17 protein-coding genes are annotated in these 17,033 nt (G+C 61.2%); 4 read left to right on the forward strand and 13 right to left on the reverse strand.

Annotation, left to right across the window (positions count from 1 at the left end; translation table 11 throughout):
* The 11 genes from WBR57_RS26455 to WBR57_RS26505 all read right to left on the reverse strand — a co-directional run.
* Window positions 1–559, reverse strand: a 559-nt coding sequence (locus WBR57_RS26455) for a FecR family protein (protein ID WP_424088004.1), incomplete at its 3' end; no start/stop codon positions are given.
* Between the two features lie 29 nt (window positions 560–588).
* Window positions 589–1,089: a sigma-70 family RNA polymerase sigma factor gene (locus WBR57_RS26460; protein ID WP_424088006.1), complete on the reverse strand. Its 501-nt coding sequence runs from the start codon at window positions 1,087–1,089 to the stop codon at window positions 589–591.
* An 89-nt stretch (window positions 1,090–1,178) separates the two neighbouring features.
* Window positions 1,179–1,823, reverse strand: a complete 645-nt coding sequence (locus WBR57_RS26465; protein WP_424088008.1) for a CGNR zinc finger domain-containing protein — start codon at window positions 1,821–1,823, stop codon at window positions 1,179–1,181.
* Window positions 1,824–1,920: 97 nt separating this feature from the next.
* Complete coding sequence (gene cysC / locus WBR57_RS26470; RefSeq protein ID WP_424088010.1) at window positions 1,921–2,535, reverse strand: adenylyl-sulfate kinase; 615 nt, start codon at window positions 2,533–2,535, stop codon at window positions 1,921–1,923.
* Window positions 2,532–3,761, reverse strand: a complete 1,230-nt coding sequence (locus WBR57_RS26475; RefSeq protein WP_424088012.1) for an MFS transporter — start codon at window positions 3,759–3,761, stop codon at window positions 2,532–2,534. Before WBR57_RS26475 ends, cysC begins: the two co-directional genes overlap by 4 nt.
* A gap of 10 nt (window positions 3,762–3,771) precedes the next feature.
* Window positions 3,772–4,542: a class I SAM-dependent methyltransferase gene (locus WBR57_RS26480; protein ID WP_424088014.1), complete on the reverse strand. Its 771-nt coding sequence runs from the start codon at window positions 4,540–4,542 to the stop codon at window positions 3,772–3,774.
* Between the two features lie 7 nt (window positions 4,543–4,549).
* Entirely contained in the window at window positions 4,550–5,686 is a 1,137-nt protein-coding gene (locus tag WBR57_RS26485) for a hypothetical protein (protein WP_424088016.1), read from the reverse strand.
* Window positions 5,683–6,408, reverse strand: a complete 726-nt coding sequence (locus WBR57_RS26490; RefSeq protein ID WP_424088018.1) for an SDR family NAD(P)-dependent oxidoreductase — start codon at window positions 6,406–6,408, stop codon at window positions 5,683–5,685. Before WBR57_RS26490 ends, WBR57_RS26485 begins: the two co-directional genes overlap by 4 nt.
* A gap of 10 nt (window positions 6,409–6,418) precedes the next feature.
* Window positions 6,419–7,147: a sulfotransferase family protein gene (locus WBR57_RS26495; RefSeq protein WP_424088020.1), complete on the reverse strand. Its 729-nt coding sequence runs from the start codon at window positions 7,145–7,147 to the stop codon at window positions 6,419–6,421.
* Window positions 7,144–8,367, reverse strand: coding sequence for a transaldolase family protein (locus WBR57_RS26500; protein WP_424088022.1), 1,224 nt, complete (start codon window positions 8,365–8,367; stop codon window positions 7,144–7,146). The genes WBR57_RS26495 and WBR57_RS26500 overlap by 4 nt, the downstream gene beginning before the upstream one ends.
* A gap of 25 nt (window positions 8,368–8,392) precedes the next feature.
* On the reverse strand, window positions 8,393–9,097 hold the full coding sequence (locus WBR57_RS26505) for an HAD family hydrolase (protein ID WP_424088024.1): 705 nt from the start codon (window positions 9,095–9,097) through the stop codon (window positions 8,393–8,395).
* A gap of 254 nt (window positions 9,098–9,351) precedes the next feature.
* Between WBR57_RS26505 and WBR57_RS26510 the strand changes: the two genes are divergently transcribed.
* From WBR57_RS26510 to WBR57_RS26520, 3 genes are all read left to right on the forward strand, one after another.
* Window positions 9,352–10,152 (forward strand): glucose 1-dehydrogenase, encoded by an 801-nt coding sequence (locus WBR57_RS26510; RefSeq protein ID WP_424088026.1) that lies wholly within the window; start codon window positions 9,352–9,354, stop codon window positions 10,150–10,152.
* Window positions 10,145–11,971 (forward strand): glycoside hydrolase family 15 protein, encoded by a 1,827-nt coding sequence (locus WBR57_RS26515; RefSeq protein WP_424088028.1) that lies wholly within the window; start codon window positions 10,145–10,147, stop codon window positions 11,969–11,971. Before WBR57_RS26510 ends, WBR57_RS26515 begins: the two co-directional genes overlap by 8 nt.
* Window positions 11,972–12,074: 103 nt before the next feature.
* The gene (locus WBR57_RS26520) at window positions 12,075–12,980 is read left to right on the forward strand and encodes an alpha/beta fold hydrolase (protein WP_424088030.1); all 906 of its coding nucleotides are present in this window, start codon (window positions 12,075–12,077) and stop codon (window positions 12,978–12,980) included.
* Here WBR57_RS26520 and WBR57_RS26525 read toward each other — a convergent pair.
* Together WBR57_RS26525 and WBR57_RS26530 are read right to left on the reverse strand one after the other, a co-directional pair.
* Entirely contained in the window at window positions 12,977–15,187 is a 2,211-nt protein-coding gene (locus WBR57_RS26525; protein WP_424088034.1) for an ATP-binding protein, read from the reverse strand. The two genes, WBR57_RS26520 and WBR57_RS26525, sit on opposite strands and share 4 nt — an antisense overlap.
* Window positions 15,188–15,296: 109 nt before the next feature.
* On the reverse strand, window positions 15,297–16,265 hold the full coding sequence (locus WBR57_RS26530) for a GlxA family transcriptional regulator (protein ID WP_424088035.1): 969 nt from the start codon (window positions 16,263–16,265) through the stop codon (window positions 15,297–15,299).
* Window positions 16,266–16,355: 90 nt separating this feature from the next.
* Between WBR57_RS26530 and inhA the strand changes: the two genes are divergently transcribed.
* A partial coding sequence (gene inhA, locus WBR57_RS26535; protein WP_424088037.1) for an isonitrile hydratase occupies window positions 16,356–17,033 on the forward strand: 678 nt, incomplete at its 3' end.

A 17,033-nucleotide genomic window follows, 5' to 3' on the forward strand; every position in this document is an offset into this window, starting at 1 on the left:
CGCGACGCACATCAAAGCGTGTACCGGTGACCGTCACCTGCCCTGCCCCGGCCGCGACCACGAACGGCCGGCTGGCGTCATGCTCGACGCTGAACATCGCCTCGCCCTGCTTGAGCGCCACGCCGCGCCGGCGTTTTTCGTAGTGCACCACGACGATGCTGCGGCTGTTGAGGTCGATCAGCGAACCGTCCGGCAAGGCCACCTGGCGATGTTCCCCCAGGCGCGTGCTGAACTCGGCCGTGTAGGGTTGCGGATGATCGAGGCCACTGAAGAGCCCCAGCCCCAGGGCAACGGCGACCAGGCTGGCCGCCACCGCATAACGCAATACCGCGCGGCGCCGAGGTTGCTCGGCGGGTGGCTCACACAGTGCCTGCAGCCTGGCCTTGGGCAGCCGGTCGGTGGCGTTCCACATGCCTTGCAGTACATCGAATTCGTATTGGTGCTTTGGATGCTCATTGCGCCAGGCATCGAACTGTTGGCGCTCTTCAAGGCTCAGCTCGGCATCTTGCAGGCGTACAAACCATTGCGCGGCTTCGTCGCGAATACGGCTATCCATCATGGAAGGTCCTGTTTCAAAGCGGGCATGGGTCATGGCGCCATCGCGTCCAGGCGGTCACGCAGATGCCGCAGGGTGCGGATCATATACTTTTCCACCATGTTTTTTGACAAGCCCAGGCGTTCGGCAATTTCCTGCTGGGTCAGGCCCTCGATTTTCTGCCAGATGAAAATCCTGCGGCAATTGAGCGGCAACTCGGCCAAGGCCCGCTCTATGGAGTCCGCCAACTGGATCGCGTGCATGACATGCTCCGGGTCGCCAGTGTGCGGCGCACTGTGATCATAGGTTTGCAGAGCCATGGCTTCCCGGCGATCTTCACGCCGGTAGGCGTCCACCGCAATGTTACGCGCAGTCTGATGCAGGTAGGCGCGCGGTTGCGCAACGTCGGTGGAATTCGATTCAAGCACCCGCACGAAGGTGTCATGGGCGAGGTCTTCGGCCTGCTGACGGTTTCTCAGGCGGCGCGTCCAGGTCCCGATCAACTCTTCGTAATGCTGGAAAAAGCCTGTTCTACGGGGCAGCTGGGGGATCATCGCGGGGGCACTGGGGAGGCGGGCGTGAATAGTAATGCTTCCTATTAAGTCGAGCAATTACTACCCGTCGCCCGCGTTGCTGCTTGCGATCAGGGCTGGTTGGCCACCTGCCTGAGACGGTTCAATTTCTCCCGGCTGCCGCACACGCTCATCTGGCACCATTTGCGTTGTTTGTTCTTGGAGATATCCAAAAACACCCAATCGCAATCGGTGGCGCTGCAGCTCCTCAATGCGTGAAGGTCACCGGACATCAGTAATTGCGTGGCTTCGATGGCCAGGCGCCCCAATAACATCGCGGTCAATTCCTGCGCGCAGGTGCAGGCTCTCCACTCCCAGGCAGGCTTGCCGCCCACCGAGCGCAGCACACGCCAGGCCACGCCCTGCTGGAAGGTCAGGTTGATCTGCTGCAACGCCTCATCGGGCGCGGCCCGGTGCAGCGACAGCGGGTAGAACGCACGGTACAGACACTCCCTGAACGCAATAATGGCGTCCAGGTTCGGTTGATAGGAAATCGGTGTTTCAAACACCATGGGTTTATAGGCATCGAACTCGCGTGCCGAGAGTAGCGACGCATGTAACGCCCACTCAAAAAAGAACTGAAAACTGGTGAGCCGTTCTTCCAATACTGTAAGTGCGGTCCCGGGGCGCCGGCCATTGGTCGTATTGATAAAGTCCAACGCCCGGGCCCCGCCAATCAGCCGGATCGATTTTGCAGTGCCCGTAAAATGCGTCATGCCTGCTCCTCAGAAAACGCGGCGTAGCGGCGATGGCGCAGAGTACCTTGTTTTTTGTGAGTGCAGATATTGCCATGACCGGCACGAAGACCAACGGCTAAGTTTGATTATCGCGGCGTGCCATCCAATCAAGGATCGCCTCGACTGACTCGCCCACGGACAAGGCCTGGGTATCCACATGCACCTCTGGAAACACCGGCAGGTCATAATCGGAGTCGATGCCGGTGAAGTTCTTGATCTGCCCCGCGCGGGCCTTTTTATACAAACCCTTGGGGTCGCGTCGCTCGGCAGTTTCCAGCCGCGCATCCACATGCACTTCAACAAAGAACTCATTGCCGATGATCGAGCGCGCGTAATGCCGGCTGGCCGCTGAAGGTGAGATCAGCGCGACGATCACGATCAGCCCCGCCTCCAGCATCAAGCGCGCAACTTCCGCAACCCGCCGGATATTCTCGTCACGGTCGTCGTCAGTAAAACCCAGGTCCCGGCACAGCCCGCCGCGCACCGAGTCTCCGTCAACAATGCAGGTAAACCGCCCCTGGGCCTGCAGGGCGATATCCAGCGCATCGGCAATCGTCGACTTGCCGGATGCGGAAATGCCGGTCATCCAGATCACCAAGGGCTTTTGTTTCATGCGCAGCTGCCCGGCCCGTAAATGGCTGAACGCAAATGCATGCAGATTCTGGTTTGGACTTTCCGCAAAGTAACTCATCGCCGCTCACCCTCACCTGACGAAACAGGTTGTTTACCCAACATGAATACCATCACGCATTGCACGAACAGCAAAAGCGCGACCACCCAATAGACGGTCGAGAACGAACCGGTCAGGTCCTTGGAAAAACCACCGAGGAAGTTACCGCACACACCGCCCAGGCCAATCAATACGTTGGCGATGCCAAACGCCTGGGTCAGGCGGTTGACCGGCACAATTTGCCCGATGTAACTGGGGACGAGCCCGAAGATCGGATAAAACGCCAGCGCAAACAAAAACGCCGCCAGGTAAAACAGCGCAATGCTGTTGAAGCTGAACACCAGGACGGCAGCCAGCCCTGCGCTCAAAAAGCACATCGCCAATGAGGCCCTGACGCCGACTTTGTCGGCAATCCACCCCACCAGGAAACCCGAGGCCATGCCCACGGCGCCGATGGTCGTCCAGATAAACCCGGTGTCTTGCACCGACACCCCCAACTCATCCCGCAGGAACGGGGCCAGGTAGGTCTGGAACGGCAGTAACGCCATCCCGTTGAGAAAGGCGATGGCCCAGGTCAGGTACAACGAACGACTCAGCCAGGGCTGATCGCTGCCCACTGCCGTTGCCCGCGCACCGGAAAACCCGTCATCCTTGCCCGCCGCCAGACTGCGCAACAGGTACCAGGCCACCAGGCACAGGGCCACCGAGATCAGGCCCGCAGTTAGCCAGATCGAGCGCCAGCCGCCGTTCAGTGTCAGGAACGACACCAGCAGGCCGTTGATAAACACGCCATAGCTGGTGCCACTGGAAATCAGCCCCATGACCCGCGAGCGGCTCCCTGGGCTGAAGCCCTTGGTGACGATCTCCGCCAGCGGGATATACACCGAAGCGGAACATCCGCCGAGCAAAATCAACAGCGCCCCGGACAACCAGATGTTGTCGCTGACACTCAGCCCCAGCAGCGCCAGGGACGTCATCACGGTAGACACCAGGCTGATTTTCCAGCCCTCGAAGTACCGGCTGATATAGCTGGTCACCGATGAAAACAGCAGGAAGCCGATCTGCGCGCCGCCGGTGATGACCCCCACCGTGGTGTAGTCGAAGCCGATGTCCCGGCGCATGTCCACCACCAGGTTGGCGAACAGGTAAACCCCGAAGCCATAGGTGCTGGCCACAAAACCGGTCAACACCACGGCCAGCACTACGCTGTCGAGTGTGCGCGGCGTGCTCTGTACGAGTGTGCTCATCCTGTCGTCCTCATACAGCGCGCGCGGTGTGAATGATGAAGTCGCAGTGCATCATGTCGTAGTCACGCTGGAAATCGCCGTAACTCTCATGGGCTGCAAAGCCGGACGCAAGCACCTGGGTGGCCAACTCACCCGGCAACAGCGGGTACACCTTCAGACGGTACTGTTCCTCATTGTCAAAGGTGTAGATGAACTCGCACAGGTTTTGGTCGACTTGCCCCAGGCTGACGGACGCGTTCGTCCCACAGTAGTAGTAATTCCCGCTGGCCTTGAAGTTACCTGCACGAATCGCGAAGAAGTTGCGTTGATCGACAATCAGCAAACCACCCGGCTTGAGCAATGCCCTGAACTTCTCCAGCACCCGCAAACGATCGTGGGCTGCAAAGATATGGCACAGCGAACTGCCCAGGCACACCACCGCGTCGAACCGCCCCAGCACGGTTGGGTCGAGCGCAAGCCAATCCATGTAGTGCGACTCGATTTCCAGGCCGCGCTGCCGAAAGTTTTCCCGCGCCTTGGTCAGCATCGTGCTGCTGCCATCCGTGGCCACCACCTCAAAGCCTGCTTGCTTGAGCTGTACCGCATGGAAGCCACTGCCGGTCGACACATCAATCACCGAGTGCACACCGTGTTCGCGCAGCAGCTTTTCGAAAAAACCGTCCTCGCCGGCTTTTCTTTTTTCCCAATCGATCAATTCATCCCAGCGCTCGACGAAGTCCGCCGAGTACTGCGCTGAATAACTGGCGACTTCGTGGTGCTTACGGCTCGACATCTGATTCATCACACACCTACCAGGTTGAGTTTCTGAAGGACGAGTACTTGCTCGCCAGTTCGTGGGCAAAATCGGCGGACTGCTCGATGGACATGGTGTTTTTGGAATACCCCAGCATTGCCTGCATGACAGCCATGCATTTCGGGTTGTAGGTGACCGACCCATCGCAATGGATTTCGTCGATGCCGTCCTGGCTCTGGCAAATGGTATTGATGCGCACCGCCTCGTCCTGCGGGCAGGCTTCGGAAAACTGCACGTCAATCCGCCCATCGTGCAGTTGCACTGGATAACCGCCCGGAAGCCCAAGCGGGCCCGGCGCATGCACCAGCACCGGGGTGGGTGAAAACAGACCTTCGATGACGGTGACCGCCGAACAGGCGGTCAGGAATTGCCCATCCACCCCACCCAAGCGGCGGAACTCGGACTTGACCGTGGAGAAAATCACCTCGTCAGACAGACGGGCCACCCGCGGCCGGTCACGTACCTCATACAACAAGCGGTAGCTGGCGCGCGGCGGCAGCCCGCCGCGAGGCACGTAATGGCTGAAGTAATGCTGGGCATACAACTGCACCCGGACATCGGCGGGAGCACATTCCAGCAGCCGCGCAATCGACAGCTGCGTGGCGGGAATCAGGTTGGCCACATTGCCCACGCCGATGTCCGGTGCCAGGCCGACCCTGGCCAGGATCGGGTTGACCGCATCGGGAAACGCCGCGTTCACGGTTTTCACCGCAATGCCGGAAGCCTTTACTGCCTGCATCAGGCAGTGCATCAGCGTCAGGTGCATCGGCAACCAGGGGCCGAACTGGGCCTGGTCGAGCTGCTCGAATGACAGCTTGGGCAACTCGGTAATGACCCGCCATGACTGCAACGACGCGCAGTTGACGAGCATGTCCGGCGCTTCCTCGCGCAGCACGCGCGTCACTTTGGCGATGTCCGTCAAATCTGCGATCACCGGCTTTATCGCAATGTGTTGCCCCAATTGCGCGCACGACAACGCCACCAGGTTACACAGCCGATTGGTTGCTTCTTCATTGCGGCCGAGCACGACAAACTCGAAAGCGTTTTTCGGTCCGAGGATCTTCAGGATCTGCAGGCACAGATTGCCGGCGCCAACCAGCAGCAGTTTTTTCTTGGGATTGGAATGGCTCACCGTGGGTACGCTCCGTTGTCGACCGGGATGACCTTGCCGGTCATGTGGCGCATGCCGTCGCCGATCAACAGCAAAATCACCTCGGCAACGCCACTGGGCAGGATCGGGTCCTTGAGGATTTCCTGGCGTGCGTATTCGGCGCGCCGGTACTCGGGAATCGTGTCGTAGATCGCGGTGTCGTGAATCAACGCTGGCGACACAGCGTTTACCCGCACAAACGGCGCGAAATTCCAGGCGTTGGCTTTGGTCAGGCCAATCACCGCGGCCTTGGTCGCGCCGTAGAGGGCGTCACAACTGCCCACCTCCCCCGCCACCGAGGCAATGTTGACGATGCTGCGCGGCGCCTCGTGCTTCATTTCACGTTCGGCAAAATCCTTGGAGAGGTAAACCAGTGCCTTGAGGTTGACGTTGAGGATGTCGTCGATTTGCTCATCGGAATACAGGTACACACTTTTGCCGTGGTAAATACCGGCGTTATTAACCAACCCGTAAATAGTCGAGTGGCGTTCATACAGCGCAGGAATAAAACCTTTGATAACTGCAGGATCAGAGAAATCGGCAACCTGCACTTCCAGCACTTCAGGGCCGTAAAGACTGTCCAGATGTTTAAGTCCTTGCGCATCTTTGTCGGCGGCAATAACAAAGTAGCCGTCCTTGATCGCTTGCTCTACGGTCGCGCGACCAATGCCGTTCGCCGCGCCGGTGATAATTAACTTTTTCATACAACTGTCCTTATTGGCAAAACTCGTTCATGCGCGCGTAAAACGTGCGATGGTACTCGTACAAATTTTTTAACTTCGGGTACTGATCAAACACCGATATATCCACAGGCGGCGCGGCGGGGGAAATAATGCGTTCACTGTTTTCTGCCGCTACATGCCAACTTCGCCAGGTTTTCCACTGGTCGGGGCACTCGCGCTTCCATGTCATTGCATGCGGCAGGAATTCAATATCCAAGTGATTGCACAGTTTGCGAATCACCCGCTCCGGTTCGGCGGCAAGATCATCTGCATTAATCACATAGGGCACTTTGCCGGTGAGCTTGGTCACCACGCAGAAAATCTCATACAACGCTTTATGCCCGATGGCCTGCATTGGCATATCCGGGTGTATCCGGTGGTGCGAAATAATGCTGCTGGCCGGTTCTCGGATAAGAAAGATATTCGCCTGCTGCGCCAGAAACCCACTATCAACTTTCAACTCATCCAGGCAGTGGTAACACATGTCTTTATGAAAAACGTTTGCACGCTCTTTGGCCGCGAGCAGCTGTTGTTTTATGCCCTCGTAGGTGGTCGGCAAACTGTGGTCCCAGTCATCCGAAGGAATCGCCGAGTCCTCGGAAAACGCCATGTGCGCAAACGGTTCGTGGAAGACTTCGAAATCGCCGCGTTCGATGAACACCCGCTCCAACACCGTGGAGCGTGAGCGTGGGTGCGCCCATAATCCGATCATCTTGTTCATGCGATCACCCCGAATTCAGCCGCCAGCAGCGCGTTGAGCGAGCGTTTGAAAGGCTTCGCCACGGGGCAGAGTCGAACGCAGTAGTCCGCCAGGCGCCGATGCGCGCTGTTGGCTTCGTTGCAGGCGTTGATAAACGCCTCGTGGTTGCCGAAGTCGTACGGTTCGAGGCTGTCGATAAAGTAGGCTTCGCAGAAGTACGGGATGCGCACCAGTTTTGCGAAGGTCGCTGGCGGCGGCTGCAAAGGCTCAGTCGCCGGCGCCACCGGTTTGCCGTGGCTTTCGCGCTCGATCAGAAATTCCACCACGTCCGGCGTCAGCGTGTAGCAGGTCGCCGTCAGGCCGGTTTTTTCGAGGTGCCAGCAGTGTTTGTTGCCGCGCTCGTCGACATCGACTTTGATGCTTGAGAGCAAGGTTTGCACCGGCACGCTCGAGGCCGCGACCAGCGCCTGGATCTGCTCGTAGACCAGCAGCTCGGCCCAGCGCAGCTCTTCAGGGCTCAGCGCCAGCCCGCGTTCGGCCGCCTGCAGCGCAAACTCCGGCTGGCAGGCGAAACGCCCGATCATGAAGGTGATCACGTACTTGCAGTGGCGAGTGTCGATCCCGTTGCGGCGTGCGGATGCCATGCCCCGCTCTATCGCCTGGATACCCGCCTGGAACTGGGAGACCGTAAAGCAGAACGTGATATTGATGGAGCAGCCCTGAGCCACCAGCGCCTCGACGGTCGCCAACCCCTCCAGGCTGCCCGGCACCTTGACCATTACATTCGGTGCCAGCTGGCGCAGTTCCAGGCCCCTGGCCGTCATGCGTTCGGTGCAGCGCACATCCACAGGGTCGACCTGGGCGCAAATCCAGCCCTCGGCCTGGGCCGATTGGACCCACTGCGGCGTGAGCGCTGCGGCGCCATCGATGATCACTTCGTTGTACAGCTTCTTGCGCAGTTCGGCGGGAGACAGGCTTGCCAGGTTAAAACGCGAGGACCAATACTCGCGCTTGTCGAGGATAACCGCCGTCACCAACCGCGGGTTGGTGGTCACACTGCTAAAACCCCGGGCCTGGGAAAAGTCATCCGGCATCAACTGCTCGATAGAGGCCGCCGCCGCCGGGTATTTATCCAGCAAGTGTTTTTTATAAGGCGCGTACACCGCCGTGGATGAATCCCACCATATTGCTGAACGTGGGTCATTATGTTTAAGCCGTTCTCTATAGCCGAGTGTGTTCACAGCGCCTCCTCCCTGAGTAAGTTGGCTAGTTAATAAAGGTCAATAAATCACGCATATCGGCAAATGCTGACGCGCCGGCCTCGGTCAATAACCGGTGCCGCTCGGGCGGTCCAAAACCCAACACTTTGATATTGGCGGCCACCGCCGCCTGAACACCGGTGACACTGTCTTCAACCACCCATGCATCGCCGACATCAACACCGTAAGTCTCGCAGGCCGTTAAAAACACCAGAGGATCCGGTTTCCAACGGCCTAACTCATAGCAACTGAAGATTCGCCCTTCAAAGTAAGAAAACAGCCCTGCAATGCGCAGGCAATGTTCGATCTTGTTGCGCGGCGCACTTGACGCTACGCAATACGGAACCTTTAACTTTTGCAGGACTTCAAGCATGCCATCGGTGGCTTTCAAGTTGCGCGTCAACGCCAACAGCGCTTGCTGTCGAAAGTCCGCTTCAAACTGATCATCCAATTTAATAGTCAATAACTGTTGTGCTTCCTCCAAACACGCGGCGATCTTCCGTCCACGGAAACGCTCAATAAACTCAGTAACATCTAATTGTGTAGGGCCCAATGCCTGGGCATTTAGCAGGGTGATCAACACGGACAGGGTAATTTCTTCGCTTTGAACTAAGACACCGTCGCAGTCGAAGATGACCAACTTAGGCGCGCCAATAAAGGCTGCCGTTTTTCCCTGATCCGGTAGTTCTCCTATAACGGCCGAAAGGCACATAAAAATCTCTTATAGGTGGCCCCGCGATGACTGCCGAACTACCAACGGAGCGGGTTGAGGTGTGCCTATAAGACACGCGACGAAAAACCCTGTCAAACGCTTTTGAACGGTTTTTTAGTATCTTTCAGTTATTTTTTATAGTTCTGTTATTCCATTTTTCACCATGGTTGTAGTCGCTAAAATCACACCGGTGAACTTCCGTTGCGCCGCGTCAGTCAGCTACTTGAACTCACGATTTCAAGGCTGGGTGGGCAATGCATATCTCGTTGGAGCAACAAGTGGCCCTGGTGACGGGCGCCAGTTCCGGAATTGGCGCCGGCGCAGCCAAGGCTCTGGCGCAAGCCGGCGCGGCCGTGGTGCTGAATTACAACAGCCAGGCCGCGCCGGCCGAAGCGCTGGCAGAACAGATCAACGCCAATGGCGGCCGGGCGATTGCAATCGGCGCCGACGTCTCTAAAGAAGCAGACGTAGAACGGCTGTTTGCGCAGACGCTGGATGCATTCGGCCACCTGGACATTCTGGTGGCCAACTCCGGTATGCAGAAGGACGCCGCCGTGGTCGACATGACCCTCGACGACTGGAACAGCGTGATCGGCGTCAACCTCACCGGCCAATTCCTCTGCGCGCGCGCCGCCGTGCGCATTTTCAACCGCCAGGGCGTGCGGGAGGGCGTGTCACGCGCCGCCGGCAAAATCATCCACATGAGCTCGGTGCATCAGTTGATTCCCTGGGCCGGGCATGTGAATTACGCGGCGTCCAAGGGCGGCGTGGAGATGCTCATGCGCACCCTCGCCCAAGAGGTCAGCGAGCAGCGCATCCGCATCAATGGCGTTGCGCCGGGGGCGATCCGTACCGCGATCAATCGCGCGGCCACTGAAGGCGAAGCGGAAAAGCAACTGCTCAAGTTGATTCCCTACGGCCGCGTCGGCGAGGCCGAAGACGTCGCCAACGCCGTGGTCTGGCTGGCCAGTGATGCCTCCGACTATGTAGTCGGCAGCACCTTGTTTATTGATGGCGGGATGAGCCTTTATCCGGAGTTTCGTGGCAATGGTTGATTTGAACAACGAGCAACAAAGCCCCATTGACGCCCACGGCATCATCGGCGATATGCGCAGCGCGGCACTGGTGAACGACAAAGGCAGCATCGACTTTTTCTGCTGGCCGGAATTCGACAGCCCCTCGATCTTTTGCTCGCTGCTGGACACCCCCGACGCTGGCGTGTTTCAGCTGACCCCGGACCTGCCCGATGCGCGTCGCGAGCAGATCTACCTGCCCGACACCAATGTGCTGCAAACCCGCTGGCTCAGCGATGAAGCGGTGGTCGAGATCACCGACCTGTTGGTGATCAGCGAAGAAATCGACGACCTGCCGCTGCTGATTCGCCGCGTACGCGTGGTCAGCGGCAAGGCCACCCTGCACCTGCGCTGCGCCGTACGCCATGACTACGCGCGCGCCTCCACCCACGCATCGCTCGACAACGGCACGGTGTGCTTCAGCGCCGACGGCCAACCCGGCCTGCGCTTGTCCGGCAGCCACCCACTGCAGATCAAGGACGGCGCCGCCGTGGCCAGCTTTGAACTGGGACAGGAAGAAGATGCCGAGTTTGTGTTCGGCGGCCAGGAGGATGAACGCGTAGACAGCGGCTGCACCGATCTGGCGCTGGCCCACACCCTGAAGTTCTGGCGCGGCTGGATTGCGCAATCGAACTATCGCGGGCGCTGGCGTGAAATGGTCAACCGCTCGGCCCTGGCCCTCAAGCTGCTGACCTCGCGCAAGCACGGCGCAATCATCGCCGCCGCCACCTTCGGCCTGCCGGAAACCCCAGGCGGCGAACGCAATTGGGACTACCGCTATACCTGGATCCGCGACGCCTCGTTCACCGTCTATGCATTTATGCGCCTGGGTTTTATCGAGGAAGCCAATGCCTATATGCGCTGGCTCAAGGGCCGGGTCAGCGACTGCTGCGGCCAGGCGACCAAAATCAACATCCTGTACGGCATCGACGGGCGCCAGGAACTGCCCGAAACCGAGCTGGACCACCTCAGCGGGCATGGCGGCGCTAAGCCGGTGCGCGTCGGCAATGAAGCGGTCGACCAGATCCAGCTGGATATCTATGGCGAGCTGATGGACGCCGTGTACCTGGTCAACAAATACGGCGAGGCCATCTCTCACGAGGGCTGGAAACACACGGTGGAAGTCGCCGACCAAGTCTGTGAAATCTGGAACCAGAAGGACGTGGGCATCTGGGAAATGCGCGGTGAACAGCATCACTTCCTGCATTCGCGGCTGATGTGCTGGGTGGCCCTCGACCGTGCCCTGCGCCTGGCCTACAAGCGCTCATTGCCGGCGCCGTTTGCGCGCTGGGACCAGACCCGCCAGGCCATTTACGCCGATATCTGGAGCAACTTCTGGAACGAAGAGCGCGGGCATTTTGTGCAGCATATCGGCAGCACGGCCCTCGACGGTTCAATGCTGCTGATGCCGCTGGTGCGCTTCGTCGCGGCCACCGACCCGCGCTGGCTATCGACCCTGGAAGCCATTCAGAAAAGCCTGGTGCGCGACGGCATGGTCTACCGCTACCGCAACGACGACAGCCAGATCGACGGCCTGCAAGGCACCGAGGGCGCGTTCGCCGCCTGCTCGTTCTGGTACGTCGAATGCCTGGCCCGCGCCGGCCAGGTCGAGAAGGCCCACCTGGAATTCGAGCAACTGCTGCGCTACGCCAACCCGCTGGGCTTGTACGCCGAAGAGTTCGACAGCCAGGCCCGCCACCTGGGCAATACGCCCCAGGCATTGAGCCACTTGGCGCTGATCAGCGCGGCGACCTTCCTTGACCGCAAGCTCAGCGGCGAGAAGACCACCTGGCAACCTTGACGCCCGGCTAGACAAGTCAACGCCCTGCCTTCAAAAGCACGGCGTTGTTTCATGCCTTTCGGCTACAGTCCCAGCACACCTGATCCGCCAACAAGGGCCCGCCATGACCACCACTGCCCCGCTGCTCTATGTGCGCACCACCATGCTCGACGTGGCCTATGAAGCCCACGGCCCCGCCGACGGCACGCCGGTGATCCTGCTGCATGGGTTCCCCTACGACCCGCGTGGCTACGACCAGATCGCACCGGTGCTGGCCGCGCGCGGTTGTCGGGTGCTGGTGCCGTACCTGCGGGGTTATGGCCCGACGCGATTTATCAACGAACAGGTCATGCGCTCCGGCCAACAAGCCGCGCTGGCCAAGGACTTGCTGGATTTCATGGATGCGCTGGCGATCCCGCAGGCCACGCTTGCGGGGTATGACTGGGGCGGGCGCGCGGCGTGCATTGTCGCGGCGCTCTGGCCGCAGCGGGTGCGCGGGCTGGTGACCGGCGATGGGTACAACATCCAGGACATTGCCACATCGACCCAGCCACGCGCGCCGGCCACCGAGCATCGGTTGTGGTATCAGTTCTACTTTCATACCCAGCGCGGCGTGGACGGGCTGACGGCCAACCGCCGTGAGCTCTGCGGGTTGTTGTGGTCGCTGTGGTCGCCCTCCTGGGCCGAGGGGCCGAGCCTGTATGGGCAGACCGCGCCGTCGTTCGATAACCCGGATTTTGTCGCGGTAGTGATTCACTCGTATCGCCACCGTTTCATGTACGCGCCCGGCGACCCGGCGCTGGAAGCCATCGAAGCCGCCCTGGCGCTGCAACCGGCGATTTCGGTGCCGAGCATTTCGCTGTGCGGTGCCGACGATGGCGTGGGCGCGCCGCCTGAAGAGGATGACGACGTGGCGCTTTTCAGCGGTTTTTACCGGCGCGACGTGCTGCCCGGCGTGGGCCACAATATTCCCCAGGAAGCGCCTCAGGTGACCACCGCCGCGATCCTTGAACTGCTCGACCGGCCCTAGGGCGCAGCCGGGATCCTGAAGCTGAACACACTGCCCTGCCCCACCACGCTTTCCGCCCACAATGTGCCGCCGTGGGCCTGGATAATCCCCTGGGAGATGTACAACCCCAAGCCACTGCCGTTGGGGTTGCCCTCGCGGGAGGTCCAGTAGCGCTCGAAGATGTAGGGTAGCTGCGCCGCGTCAATGCCCACGCCGTTGTCGCAGATGCGAAACAACACTTCGTCGTCCGCCGCCTGGGCAATCACTTCGATCGCACCGCCCAGGTCGGTGAATTTCAGCGCGTTGCCCAGCAGGTTGGAAAACACTTGGAACAGTCGCTCCGGGTCGGCCTGAATGCGCAACCCCGGCGCGGCACGCCAGGTCAGGTTGATGCCCTTGGCGGCCGCCAGCGGGTGCCACATCAAGCCGAGCTGTTGCAGGGTCGACGCCACGTCCAGCGGTTGCGGGGCAACCCGGTAGCGCCCAGCCTCGATGCGTGAAATATCAATCAGGTCTTCGAGCAAGGTGTTCATGCGCGAAGTGGCGTTCTGCATGGTTTCAATGGCGCTGTTCAGGCGCACATTGGCCTTGGTGTCGCCGGCGGGCACCAGCTTGCGCATCATGCCGCATTGCATCAGCAAGATGGTCAAGGGGCTGCGCAGGTCGTGGGAGACCACGGCCACCATCTCATCACGCGCACGCACGGCCGCATGCTCACGCTGTACCTGGCGTGCCAGGTCATGCTCCAGGGCATTGCGGCGCAGGTTCTCGACCGCCAGCAGTTCCGAGGCGGACCACTGCTGCGCCTTGCCGTCGACCTGTTGTTTCCAGCGCTCAAACGACAGGCGCGGGCTTAACGCCGTGGCCCCGGCTTCGCGTTGCTTGATCGGCTCGCCGCTCCAGTGCACGGTGATCTTGACCTCGGGGCGAAACCACATCACCGCGTTGTCCACCGGCTTGGGCAGGCGGAAGGCCAACAGCCCACTGGCGACCGTTTGATACGCGGCGGCCGGCGGGAAATCCGCGCCCAGTTGATGGCTGCTGACCACGCCTTTGCCCTGCTGCTGGAGCCAGGGGTACAGGGCGCGGATCTCGTCTTCGCCCGGGCACACGCCAAACCGGTGCAAACGCTCTTCCACCAGAATCGCCAGGCCTTCGGCGGCGGTCAGGTTGAGCAAGGTCTGGGCATACGGGCGCAGACTCTCCATCACGTCGCACGTCTCCAACGCCATGGCGTTGGCCAATGCGTCGATCATGGTATTTTTTTCCAGCTGCTGACGCCGGGCGTCCTTCTCTTGGAGCACCGTGATCTGCATCGACAGCAACTGGCCGATGCTGGTGCAGGCCCTGCGCAGTTCAAAGGGCACGCGCAACGGCTCGCGGTGGCCGCAGGTGATCAGGCCCCAGAGCTGCTCGTCCTTGATCAGCGAGATGCTCATTGAGGAGCGCACGCCCATGTTTTTCAGGTAATGACAGTGCACCGGCGAGACACTGCGCAACACCGCGAAACTGAGGTCCAGCGCCTGGCCGTTGTCGGGGCGCAGGACCGGCAGGATCGGCACCGGCGTGTAGGCGGCATCGGGGATCACGCGCACCCAGTTCAGGCGGTACAGCTCGCGCGCTTGCGGCGGAATGTCCGAGGCCGGGAAACACAGGCCCAGGTACGGCTGCATGCCCTCGCTCAGGGATTCGCCGATGACCTTGCCGTGGCCCTCCTGCTCGAAGCGGTAGAGGGTGACCCGGTCGTAACCGGTCAAAGCACGAATCTCGCTGACGCAGATCTGGTACAGCGCATCGAGGGTCTTGGCCGACTGCAGGCGACGCAAGGTTCGCGCGACATGCAGCGCAGCATCATGCAGGGGCGTCACGGCGCGTTCCAGCTCCAGCAACAGCAGGCCCTGGTGGCGGTGCAGCAAGGCGTCGAACAGCTCACCGTTAAGGGTCACCTGGCGCAGCTCGTCTTCGTCGGCATCCAGGTCCGCCAGCGCCTGGCGGACCTGGGCAAGCGCGGCGTCACCGATCAGGCTGGCCAACGCCTGGCCGGATAGCGGCGCGGGGCCCAGGCCCAGCTCGGCATTGGCGTTGGTGCTGGCCTGCAGCACCACCAGCGTCGGATCACTGAGGGTCAAAAGCACGCCGTGGGGCTGGATCGCACCGGGGATGTGAATCGGCTCGCGGGCGCAATCGTCCCGCAGGGGGGCGGCGCCGGTGGCAGGCAATGGCTTCATGGGAGGCGTCACGCCGGGGGGCGGAGGGAGTAGCGGCGCAATCGCAGGAGCTGAGTGCGGAAGGTAGTCCGCCAACATAGCACCTTGGTTCAGCGGCGTACGTTTTCGTTCAGGCCGGCGCGCAGAACCGTTCGCGGTAGGCCTGGGGCGTGACGTCCAGGGCACGCAGGAAACTGCGGCGCAGGGTCTCTTCACTGCCAAAGCCGCACTGCACGGCGATACGCTTGATCGACGCATTGCTGTCGGCCAGTTGCCGGCGTGCGGTTTCCACGCGGATCAGTTCGACGGCACGCGCCGGCGTCTGGCCGGTTTCGGCGCGGTAGTGGCGCACAAAGCTGCGCTCGCTCATGCCGGCCTGGGCGGCCAGGGTGGCGAGGGTCAGGTCGAGGGTCAGGTTGTCGGCGATCCAGGCGTGCAGTTCGGCAAAGCGGCTACTGCCCTTTTGCAGGGCCAGGGTGACGCTGAACTGCGACTGCCCGCCAGGGCGCTTGAGGAACACCACCAAGTGCCGCGCCACTTCCAGGGCCACGGCGCGGCCCAGGTCCTCTTCGACCAGGGCCAGGCACAGGTCGATGCCGGCCGTCACCCCGGCCGAGGTCCACACCGCACCTTGCTGGATAAAGATCGGGTTGGACTCCACGGTCAGCGCCGGAAACTTGCGCGCCAACTCTTCGCAGCGGGTCCAGTGGGTGGCGACGCGGCAGCCATCCAGCAAGCCGCTGGCGGCCAGAAGAAACGCGCCGGTGCACACCGAGGTCATGCGCCGGGTGTGCCGGGCTTTGTCGCGCACCCAGTCCACCAGCGTGGGGTTTTCGGCGGCGCCGTACACGCCCCAGCCACCGGCGATCACCAGGGTGTCGCACGGGCTGTCGGCGGCAGGCAGTGGCTGCGCGACCAGCGCCAGGCCGGCAGAAGTCATCACCGGCTCAACCTGGTCGGCGATCACGCTGACGGCATAGGGCAACGGCACACCGCGCTGGCGCGCCAGATCATTGGCCGAGGCAAACACCTGCAACGGCCCAGTCACGTCGAGCACCTGGGCATTATCAAAAGCGAGCACGTGGACGATTCGGGTCATGATTGGCGTGATTCGTGGGCTCAATGGCGTACTCGCCAAAGCCTAGGCCCCTAGAGTGGAGCCGTCCACCCTTTTATTGGAGCTTCATCGATGACCTTGCAGATCGGCTTTGTGTTGTTCCCCGGCATCCAGCAACTGGACCTGACCGGCCCCTATGACGTGCTCGGGTCGCTGCCGGATGTAAAGCTGCACCTGGTGTGGAAGGACCTGGCGCCGATCACTTCGAGCACCGGCCTGGTGTTCACCCCGACCATGACCTACGACGACTGCCCGAGCCTGGATGTGATCTGCGTGCCCGGCGGCGCAGGCGTTGGCGCGTTGATGGAAGACCCGCAAACCCTGGACTTCCTCAAGGCCCAGGCACACACCGCGCGCTACGTGACGTCGGTGTGCACCGGCTCGCTGGTGCTCGGCGCGGCGGGCTTGCTGCGCGGGCGCAAAGCGACCACCCACTGGGCCTATCACGACATGCTCGCACCGCTCGGCGCGATCCCCGTGCAAGACCGCGTGGTGCGTGACGGCAACCTGTTGACCGGTGGCGGCATCACCGCGGGCATCGACTTTGCCCTGACCCTCGCGGCGGAGCTGTACAGCGAAGCGGCGGCGCAACTGGTGCAATTGCAGATCGAATATGCGCCGGCACCGCCGTTCAATGCGGGCAGCCCCGAGACAGCGCCTGCACCGGTGCTGGAGGAAGCCCGCAAACGCACCGCCGAGTCGCGCAAGACGCGTGGCGAGATTGTCGCGCGGGCAGCGGCGCGCCTGGGC

The organism is Pseudomonas sp. (assembly GCF_049590575.1).
In the GTDB taxonomy this organism is placed as follows: Bacteria; Pseudomonadota; Gammaproteobacteria; order Pseudomonadales; family Pseudomonadaceae; genus Aquipseudomonas.